We start from the raw sequence: 1,453 nt of genomic DNA, 5'->3' as shown, positions 1-1,453 counted from the left end.
CTGGATGTACGCGCTGCCGGGATGCTGCTCAACGATCGGGGCATGCTGTCCTCTGGTGGTCCGCTGACTATCAATGCGCGAACACTCTCGAACCGCAATGGACAGATCGTCTCCGGTGATTCGCTCGATGTCATGGTCTCCCGTGACCTGTCGAATCAGGACGGCAAGCTGTCCGGCGCAGCCACGACTGTTTCTGCCGGATCGCTCGATAACAGCGACGGCGGGATTGAGGGCGACACGCTGGCCCTGACGACGGGCGGTGATCTCGTCAATCGCAGCGGCAGGCTTACGCAGTATGGTGACGCGGACCAGGCTGTCCGCGCAGGCGGCACGCTCGATAACACCGGCGGCACGATTGCGTCGAATGCACAGCGTCTCGATCTGTCGGCACAGACCGTCACGAACGATCACGGCACGATCCAGCATGCGGGTGGGGGCTCGCTTGCTGTCAATGCGACCGGTGCCGTGTCGAACAGTGAAGGCCAGGTACAGACCAACGGCTCGCTCGCTGTTGATGCCTCGACTGTGGCCAACAACGGCGGCATGATGACGGCGCAGAAGACCGCTTGGATCAGCGCGAGTGAGGGGATTGTCAACCGCGGCGGATCGCTGTACGGCAACGATGCACTGACGCTCGCAACTGAGGCCGATATCGACAACGCAGGCGGCTCGGTGCAGACAGTTGGCGATCTTTCTGTCTCGGCGGGCGGCGCATTATCGAATACAGGCGGCACGATCAGCGCCAACGGTGCGCAGGGAATCGTCGACGTCTCGGCTGTCAGTGTCGATAACACCCGCGGCACGCTGACCAATGCAGGCGTTGCAGCGACAACCATTACAGCGTCGAACGTCAGCAACACCGGCGGCACACTCGGCGGCAACGGTGACGTCACGCTGAACGCCCGAACGCTTGCCAACGACGCGGGCGCGAGCCTCGTCGCAGGCGGCGCAGGCACCCTGAACGTCACGCAACGCGTGGACAACTCAGACGGGACGATCTTCGGTGCCACGGCCCTGACGCTGGACCAGGCGAGCGCGGTCGTGATCAACGACAGCGGTGCAATCCTCGGCGGACTGGATGTGTCTGTGAAGGTCGCCGCGCTTTCGAATGCTCACGGCACGATCCGCGCGAATCGCGATATGACAGTTGCCGGTGCAGTGTCGGGTGATGGCGAGTGGATCGCAGGCCGCAACCTGTCGCTTGCGGTCGCCGGCGACTACGCGAATGGCCAGTCGAACCATCTGCATGCTGACGGTGACATGACGGTCAGCGCGACCGGCACCCTGACCAACGACGGCACGCTGGCCGCAGGCGGTTCATTGACCGCGAGCGGGGTCGACGTCGTGAACACGGTGGGCGGCGACATCAATTCTTCGGCGACTACCGTCAATGCCGCGGGCACACTGATCAACGCTGGCCGGATCGAAGGCGACACCGTCACGACGAACAGCG

At 63.7% G+C, this 1,453-nt stretch carries 1 protein-coding gene; it reads left to right on the top strand.

Features of this window, described 5'->3' with window-relative positions:
• Positions 1 to 42: 42 nt before the first annotated feature.
• The coding region (locus FQ746_RS24570) for a beta strand repeat-containing protein (protein WP_409932425.1) at positions 43 to 1,453 on the top strand (1,411 nt) is incomplete at its 3' end.

It is taken from the genome of Paraburkholderia sp. BCC1886 (assembly GCF_900996245.1).
Lineage (GTDB): Bacteria > Pseudomonadota > Gammaproteobacteria > Burkholderiales > Burkholderiaceae > Paraburkholderia.
Note: the sequence above shows the minus strand (reverse complement) of the source record. Positions and strands in the feature narration are given on the sequence as shown.